This window comes from Mesorhizobium delmotii, assembly GCF_900149755.1.
Lineage (GTDB): Bacteria > Pseudomonadota > Alphaproteobacteria > Rhizobiales > Rhizobiaceae > Mesorhizobium > Mesorhizobium delmotii.
Genome location: NZ_FUIG01000001.1, coordinates 1 through 7,733, shown reverse-complemented (window position 1 = coordinate 7,733; position 7,733 = coordinate 1). Strand labels below are relative to the sequence as shown.

Below are 7,733 nucleotides of genomic sequence, written 5' to 3'. Positions count from 1 at the left end.
TGACAAATCGTGCCGTCTGGACCACTTCCGTTCTGCGCTCACAATTGGAGCTACATTTGCGCATGGTTCGCTATTGGGCACAACAACAAGCGCTTATGATTTGCGATGATCAGAATAGAGTCAGGAATGTAAAAGGATAGGTAATCAGCACCGGCGCTGAGATGGTTGACGTGCCCCGGATTACCCGCCGCACGACACAGGAAACCTGGAGAGCGCAGACCGACCTGCTCTCTGCACCTGTGACCTGACCGGCGACGTTCCGAAGAGAAAGCCTTCCGCCCGCGCTTGCACCACGTCGACCGGATAGCGCCTCTCTTGCCGTCGGGCGCCTAGCATTGACGGACTGCAAAAGGCGGGATGCCACTTGGGATTTCGCCAGTTCACGATGGTTCGCGTTCGGACAAGGGCGCAAACGTCATCCAGCGATAAAGGCGCGCGAACTGGAGGGCAGACCGGCCCATTGTCGGTGCGCGTACTGCGCCACAGCGTGTGCATTTTACAAGGCGAACTGGAGATTTGACCCCCTCTCATTGTTTTGCGGTTTCCTTGATTTCGAGCGTCGTTCCGGCCTTCTGCAATAGGCCGGAACGACGCTTTTCGCGAAGCCGGTAGCTGTCGCCACGGATGGTAAAAATTGTTTGATCCCGGACTTTAATGGCGCATCATTGCCGTCCGAATCAAAGGATGCGCTATGGGACAGGTTCTACACCGCCGCGCCACGACGACAGAGGCAGTCCGTCGAGCGATACAGCATAGTCAAGAGAGCCTGAGAGCGCTGGCCAAGCGCTACGGCATCGATCAGAAGACCGTTAGAAAGTGGAGGAACCGGACCTCGACCGCCGATCTTCCCACCGGCCCGAAGAAACCAAGATCGACAGTGCTGTCGCTCGAAGAGGAAGCGGTGATCGTCGCCTTTCGCAAGCACACGTTGCTGGCGCTGGATGATTGCCTCTATGCCCTACAGCCCTCGATCCCGCATCTGACGCGCTCGTCGTTGCATCGCTGCCTTCAGCGCCATGGCATTTCGCGGCTGCCGCAGGACGCCGACAAGCCGGCCAGGAAGAAGTTCAACGCCTATCCGCTCGGCTATTTCCACATCGACCTCGCCGAGGTGCAGACCGCCGAGGGCAAGCTGCGCCTTTTCGTGGCCATCGATCGGACGTCGAAATTCGCCTATGCGGAATTGCACCCGACGGCGGGCAAGATGGCGGTGGCCCAATTCCTTCGCAACCTGATCGCGACCGTGCCCTATGCCATCCATACCATTCTGACCGACAACGGCATTCAGTCCACCAACCGGACCTGCGACCGGCATGCCCTTCAGCACATCTTCGACGGCATCTGCGACGAACATGACATCGAGCACCGGCTCACAAAGATCAACCATCCCTGGACGAACGGCCAGGTCGAGCGGATGAATCGGACCATCAAGGACGCCACCGTCAAGCGCTTCCACTATGACGATCACGATCAACTGCGCCGGCATCTCGCCGACTTCATCTTAGCTTACAATTTCGCGCGCCGGCTTAAGACCCTCAAGGGCCTCACACCCCACGAGTTCATCTGCAAAATCTGGGCAAAAGAGCCTGAACGGTTCCGATTCGATCCCACCCATCAAATGCCGGGACTAAACAGGTAATCACTGTCGAATGATGAAGCAGGCGATCAAGGATCGCGGTTGCCACCACGGGATCGCCAAGCACGCTGCCCCATTCGCCCACCGGAGCGGTTGGAGGTGATTAGGATCGACCCCGCTCATAACGCCGCGACACCAGCTGGAAGAACAGATGTGCGGCATTGGCTTCGAACGGGAGATAGCCGAGCTCGGCGAAGTGTCATGCACTCTTAAAGTGCTTGAGCGATCCTGTACGGCGTGGCCAACCGCCACCCTATTGGCCCCATAGGACGAAGCCCTGCTTCAAGCTGGCTCAACAGGAGGCGGACAGGAGAAGGTGGGGCTACGACACGGAGAAATTTGTGGCTTACGCAATCCAGTCCAATTTGGGAAGTTCGTTGTAAATAACAAGCATTACGCAAAACGTTTGTCACGCTGATGATTTCTCACTCATTAAGTTGACGCGGTCATCTAGGCCGGTCACTTCCCAAGACTGCTCCGCGGCCTACGCAAGCTGGCTCATTTCAGCGCGCTTCACATTTGCGAAGGTGTGAACAAAAACAATCGAGTAAGGGGGCCCTTACTGAGACAAATCCATTCGCCTCCAATGCGCCACCCTCCATTTGGGGACTGGCCAAAGAAGCGAAGCGCGCGATGGACTTAGCCGAGCTTGACGAGCTGTATTTTAATATATAACGTCCATTCTATCTCCGAGGGTGACTTCCTGCCCATGCAATGCGCGTGGTGAGTCAAACTCGTTATCCTTTCGCAACCAATCGCTCACAAAGTTTGGGTTCGCGAACAGAATTCTTGATGTAAAGGGATAGGCTAAATGGATCTGGAGTTAGAGAATAAGCGTGTTCTGGTTACAGCGGGTGCTGCCGGTATTGGAAGAGCGGTGGCAGAACGCTTTTCTGCCGAGGGAGCGAAAGTGCTCGTCTGCGATGTCGACCCCGAGGCTATTCAAAGTGTTCAGCCAAGCACAGGCATAGTTGCAGTCGCCGCTGACGTTTCGAAGTCCGAAGCGGTGGCTAAACTCTTTGAGGAAGTTGATCTCCGCCTGGGCGGACTGGATATCTTGATAAACAACGCTGGCACCTCGGGTCCGTCGAAGCCGGTGGAAGCTGTGAGTGACGAAGAATGGAGAGCCACCCTCGCCGTAAATCTGGATGGCGCCTTTTATTGCGCGAGATCTGCGGCGCCATTGATCAAGGCGGCCGGAGGAGGATCCGTCATAAACATGTCTTCAACCGCCGGCTTCCTGCCGTATTCACTGCGCTCCCCTTACTGCGTCGCTAAATATGGCGTTATCGGACTTACAGACGTCATGGCAATGGAGTTGGGCCAGCACAACATCAATGTGAACGCGATTTGCCCCGGTGCTGTTGATACACCCAGATTGGAACGCGTACAGCTTATGGCTGCGCAATCACGTGGAGTGCCAATCGAGCAAATCAGGCAGGCAGAGCTCAAACTGTTTTCGATGCGAAGGCTGGTGAGTGTCCAAGAAATCGCGAGTATGATTCTGTACCTTTGCAGTCCTCATGGCCGAATTATTTCAGGACAGTCGATCGCGATCGACGGTCAAACAATATCCTCTGAATACTAAGAGAGCAAAACGTTTCGGCCAGAGCGCCGGCACGGCAAAACGCACCACCGCTGCTACCTGTGCTCAGCTAAGGAGAAAATTGATGCCTCTATCTATGAACCGCGAAGTCTTTATCACATGTGCCTTGACCGGCGCAGCAGATACTGCATCCACTTCCCGCCACGTTCCTCGTTCCCCGAAAGAAATTGCAGCCGCTGCCGTCGAGTCTACAAAGGCGGGAGCCGCAGTCGTGCACATTCATGTTCGTGACCCTGAAACCGGGGCACCGTCTCGAAAGCATGAACTATATAAAGAAGTCACTGACCGTATCCGACAGGCGGATACCGACGTGGTGCTAAACATCACCGCAGGTATGGGCGGTGACATGATTTTCGGGAGTGTCGAACAGCCCTTTCCACTCGACCCCACTACTGATCTTGTCGGTGTATCCGAAAGATTCAGCCACATTCTCGAGTGCGCCCCGGAGATCTGTACACTTGATTGCGGCACGATGAATTTCAAGCTTGGCGATTATGTGATGGTGCATACGCCATCGACACTTCGCGCGTTGGCGAAGATGATGACCGATTTTGGCGTTCGCCCGGAGATGGAGGTCTTCGATACGGGACATTTGTGGTTCGCAAAGCAACTTGTCGAAGAGGGCCTGATTGAAGACCCTGTCTTGGTTCAGCTCTGCATGGGTGTTCCATGGGGGGCCCCTAATGACCTCAACACTTTAATGGCGATGGTGAACAGCGTTCCCTCGAACTGGACCTTTTCAATCTTTGCGATAGGACGCGACGCGATGGCATATCCGGCGGCGGCTGTGCTAGCAGGCGGTAACGTGCGCGTTGGTCTCGAAGACAATCTTTACGTTGCCAAAGGTCAGCTTGCAACCAACGGTCAGTTGGTCGAGAAGGCCGTCAATGTCGTCGAAAACATGGGCGGCAGGATTATCGGCCCCGATGAGGTACGGCGGAAGCTTAAACTCACAAAGCGGTAAGTGCCATGCTTCCTACAGGAAGCGGGTCATCGCGAGCTGCGTCCTTGGAATGCTCGCCTCAGACTCGATGAAGAAGCAATTCGGAACCTAGAAGATGGCTAAAATCAGTAAGGCGGCTTGTATCGGGGGTGGCGTTATAGGTGGAGCTTGGGCGGCACGCTTCGTCCTAGCCGGCACCGATACCAGAATCTTCGATCCGCATCCGGAAGCTCAGCGGCTCATGTCCGAAGTCATGGCAAATGCCGAACGCGCGTATGGTATGCTCACGAGCGCCCCGCTTCCCGTCAAGGGCACTTTAAGTTTCAGCGAGTCGCTCGAGGAGGCCGTGCGAGGCGCAGACTGGATTCAGGAGAGTGTGCCGGAAAAGCTCGACCTTAAGCGCAGCGTGCTCGCCCAGATAGACGCTGCTGCCGATCCCAAGGCGCTGATCGGCTCTTCGACTTCCGGCCTGATGCCGACCGATCTCCAGCGCGACATGAGGCACCCAGAGCGCATGTTCGTCGCTCATCCCTACAACCCTGTCTATTTGCTCCCGCTGGCCGAGCTCGTTGGTGGCAAGAATACCACGAGAGCGGTGCTCGAAGACGCCAAGGTCAAGCTTGCGACTATCGGCATGACCGGGATGATCATCAACAAGGAAATTGAAGCTTTCGTCGGGGACCGCCTTCTGGAGGCCTTCTGGCGTGAAGCCCTCTGGCTGATCAAGGACGACATCTGCGATACCGAAACGCTTGATAATGTGATCCGCTACTCTTTCGGTCTTCGCTGGGCTCAAATGGGCCTCTTCGAGACATACCGCATGGCTGGCGGCGGAGCCGGCATGCGCGACTTTCTTTCCAAGTATGGTCCCAGCCTTTCCCGGCCTTGGACCAAGCTAACCGATGTGGTCGACCCGGATGCTGACCTTGTCGAAAAGATCGCCGTCCAGTCTGACGCCCAGTCGGGGCAGCGTGGCATTCGAGAGCTCGAACGGATCCGCGATCAGAATCTCGTCGGTATCATGCAGGCGCTAAAAGCCGGCGATGAGGGGCGTGGCTGGGGCGCCGGGAAGCTGCTGGCCGAGTTCGAGGCTCATCTCTGGAAGACGGCGCCGAAACATCAAGCCAATCCCAGTAACGAGGCATTAAAGCTTCTCGAAGTGAAAGTTCCTGCTGTTTGGATCGACTATAATGGCCACATGACCGAATACCGATACACTCAGTGCTTCGCCGATGCTAGCGAGGCGCTCCTTCAAATGATTGGCGTCGACACGGACTATGTGAGGTCAGGCCACAGCTACTACACGGTGGAGAGCCATGTTCGGCTCCTTGCTGAGGCGAGGCTTGGGGACGCACTATATGTCACGGCTCAACTCCTGCCGTCGGACGGCAAAAAGATCCATACCTTTATGTCGTTGTATCGAGCTTCCGACGACACCCTGCTGTCGACTTACGAGCACCTATTGCTCCATGTTTCGTCGAAGGAGAGCCGCTCCGTTCCCCCACTGCCTGAGGTGATGGGGAAGCTCAAGCTTCTCATCGAAGCCCATGCAGTACTGCCAGCACCCGACGCCGCGGGACGATCGGTTGGGCAGAGGAGTTGATTACACCCTTGATGCGGGGGACGGTATGGCTTGTCTTCCGGCGCCGGATTTCGGCCGACAGAGACAAAACCCTTTGCTCGTCGTGCAGAGGTTGCGATCAATCCCTCACCACAACGAGCGTCTAACCCAGCGACCTCTGGAGAAAGGATGCAGGGGCCTTCAAAGATTAAGCGAAATGGGCCGATCTTTGAAATCATTCTGGACGGGCCGAAGGCCAATTCAATCGACCAAGGCAATGCACGCTTGATGGGGCCTTTGAAGGAAAAGTTCGCGCAGGTGCCGATCGCCGGCGAGGTGCGCGGGGTGGGACCTGGGGGCGAGATCGAGTTCGTGGCGACCGGAGCAATCGCAAGCCATATGATCGGACACTTGAGATTGGTGAGCGGATTCCAACGCGGCCGCGATCGCGATCTTGTCGCTTGCGCAATGCCACAAGGGACATTCCCGGCTTGGCCCGCACCGCCCGTAGCAACTAAAGCCGAAGTCGAGGAGCTATCTGCCGCGTTGGTAAGGGACTATCGCGGAAACAACGTCAACCGCCATTGGAGAGCTTCGTGAACAGGATCTATATGGAAGCCGGTTCTGCGCTGGAAGGTCTATTGTTTGACGGGATGGTGATCGCTGCGGGCGGGTTTGGGCTTTGCGGGATCCCGGAGCTTTTGATCGGGGTGATCCGGGACGCCGGCACGACGGGGCTGACGATTGCATCGAACAATTGCGGCGTCGACGATTTCGGGCTCGGCGTGCTGCTGAAGACGAAGCAGATAAAGAAGATGATCTCGTCCTATGTCGGCGAGAATGCCGAGTTCATGCGTCAGTACCTGAGCGGTGAACTGGAACTGGAACTCGAATTCAGGCCTCAGGGGACTCTGGCCGAACGCATGCGCGCTGGGGGCGCCGGCATCGCAGGCTTTTATACGAAGACCGGGGTAGGCACGATCGTTGCCGAGGGCAAGGAACACAAACCTTCCACAGCGAGACCTATTTGCTTGAAACCGCGATCGTTGCCGATTTATCCATTGGGAAGGCTTGGAAGGCGGATAGTTCGGGCAATCTTGTCTTTCGCAAGACAGCGCGCAACTTCAACCCGCCGGCTGCAACCTGCGGCAGGATCTGCGTCGCCGAGGTCGAGGAGATCGTACCCGTCGGCAGCCTCGACCCTGACCATGTTCACCTGCCAGGCATCTATGTGCATCGCTTGATCCAAGGTGTGCACGAGAAGCGCATTGAACAGCGCACAACGCGCGTGGCAGCTTGAGTGGGGGAAACTTCCATGGGCTGGGATCGGAACCAGATGGCGGCGCGCGCCGCCCGCGAACTTCAGGACGGCATGTATGTCAATCTTGGCATTGGCATTCCGACCCTGGTTGCCAATCACATTCCCGAGGGAGTTCGGGTGACGCTGCAATCGGAGAACGGGCTGTTGGGTATCGGACCGTTTCCGACTGACGATGAAGTCGATGCCGATCTTATCAATGCCGGCAAGCAGACGGTGACCGCATTACCGCATTCGGCCTTCTTTGACTCGGCGCAGAGCTTCGCAATGATCCGCGGCGGCAAGATCGCCATGGCGGTCCTCGGCGCGATGGCGGTTTGCCGAAAGCAGCGACCTGGCAAATTGGATGGTACCGGGCAAGCTCGTCAAAGGCATGGGCGGGGCGATGGATCTGGTCGCCGGAGTGAAGCGGGCGGTCGTGGTCATGGATCACACCAACAAGGCTGGGAAATCCAAGGTGCTGAAAGGCTGTAGCCTGCCGCTGACAGGGCGAGGCGTGGTCGATCGGATCATCACCAACCTTGGCGTGCTCGACGTCGTCGAGGACGGGCTGAAGGTGGTGGAACTCGCCGACGGCGTGACCGACACCGAACTCCGCAGGGCCACTGAAGTGTAAAAGTTTAAACTTTATCTGACAGACGGAGTCCTAGATGTTTAGTCCCGGCAGTT

5 protein-coding genes and 4 pseudogenes are annotated in these 7,733 nt (G+C 56.8%); 7 read left to right on the top strand and 2 right to left on the bottom strand.

The window, feature by feature from the left end; translation table 11 throughout:
• Positions 1-527 precede the first annotated feature (527 nt).
• Positions 528-638 (bottom strand): annotated as a pseudogene (locus BQ8482_RS40900) (ATP-binding protein); the annotation flags it as partial.
• Positions 639-691: 53 nt separating this feature from the next.
• Between BQ8482_RS40900 and BQ8482_RS00040 the strand changes: the two are divergent.
• A complete protein-coding gene (locus BQ8482_RS00040; RefSeq protein WP_123145730.1) occupies positions 692-1,639 on the top strand; it encodes an IS481 family transposase in 948 nt (315 codons plus the stop codon).
• On the opposite strand, the pseudogene BQ8482_RS40895 reads toward BQ8482_RS00040, so the two are convergent.
• Positions 1,635-1,826 (bottom strand): annotated as a pseudogene (locus BQ8482_RS40895) (ATP-binding protein); the annotation flags it as partial. The gene BQ8482_RS00040 and the pseudogene BQ8482_RS40895 sit on opposite strands and share 5 nt — an antisense overlap.
• A gap of 621 nt (positions 1,827-2,447) precedes the next feature.
• On the opposite strand from BQ8482_RS40895, the gene BQ8482_RS00030 reads away from it, so the two are divergent.
• From BQ8482_RS00030 to BQ8482_RS00005, 6 genes and pseudogenes are all read left to right on the top strand, one after another.
• Complete coding sequence (locus tag BQ8482_RS00030) at positions 2,448-3,224, top strand: SDR family oxidoreductase (RefSeq protein WP_123145729.1); 777 nt, start codon at positions 2,448-2,450, stop codon at positions 3,222-3,224.
• Between the two features lie 82 nt (positions 3,225-3,306).
• Complete coding sequence (gene bcoG, locus BQ8482_RS00025; protein ID WP_123145728.1) at positions 3,307-4,206, top strand: 3-dehydrocarnitine:acetyl-CoA trimethylamine transferase BcoG; 900 nt, start codon at positions 3,307-3,309, stop codon at positions 4,204-4,206.
• A gap of 94 nt (positions 4,207-4,300) precedes the next feature.
• On the top strand, positions 4,301-5,788 hold the full coding sequence (locus tag BQ8482_RS00020) for a carnitine 3-dehydrogenase (RefSeq protein WP_123145727.1): 1,488 nt from the start codon (positions 4,301-4,303) through the stop codon (positions 5,786-5,788).
• A 147-nt stretch (positions 5,789-5,935) separates the two neighbouring features.
• On the top strand, positions 5,936-6,346 hold the full coding sequence (locus tag BQ8482_RS00015; protein WP_123145726.1) for a hypothetical protein: 411 nt from the start codon (positions 5,936-5,938) through the stop codon (positions 6,344-6,346).
• 11 nt (positions 6,347-6,357) lie between these two features.
• Positions 6,358-7,046 (top strand): annotated as a pseudogene (locus tag BQ8482_RS00010) (CoA transferase subunit A).
• Between the two features lie 15 nt (positions 7,047-7,061).
• Positions 7,062-7,680, top strand: a pseudogene (locus BQ8482_RS00005) (3-oxoacid CoA-transferase subunit B).
• Positions 7,681-7,733 lie beyond the last annotated feature (53 nt).

Excerpts from the sequence above, each read along its gene's own strand:
- BQ8482_RS00040 (WP_123145730.1), top strand. The coding sequence starts at position 692 with ATGGGACAGGTTCTACACCGCCGCGCCACGACGACAGAGGCAGTCCGT.
- BQ8482_RS00030 (WP_123145729.1), top strand. The coding sequence starts at position 2,448 with ATGGATCTGGAGTTAGAGAATAAGCGTGTTCTGGTTACAGCGGGTGCT.
- bcoG (WP_123145728.1), top strand. The coding sequence starts at position 3,307 with ATGCCTCTATCTATGAACCGCGAAGTCTTTATCACATGTGCCTTGACC.
- BQ8482_RS00020 (WP_123145727.1), top strand. The coding sequence starts at position 4,301 with ATGGCTAAAATCAGTAAGGCGGCTTGTATCGGGGGTGGCGTTATAGGT.
- BQ8482_RS00015 (WP_123145726.1), top strand. The coding sequence starts at position 5,936 with ATGCAGGGGCCTTCAAAGATTAAGCGAAATGGGCCGATCTTTGAAATC.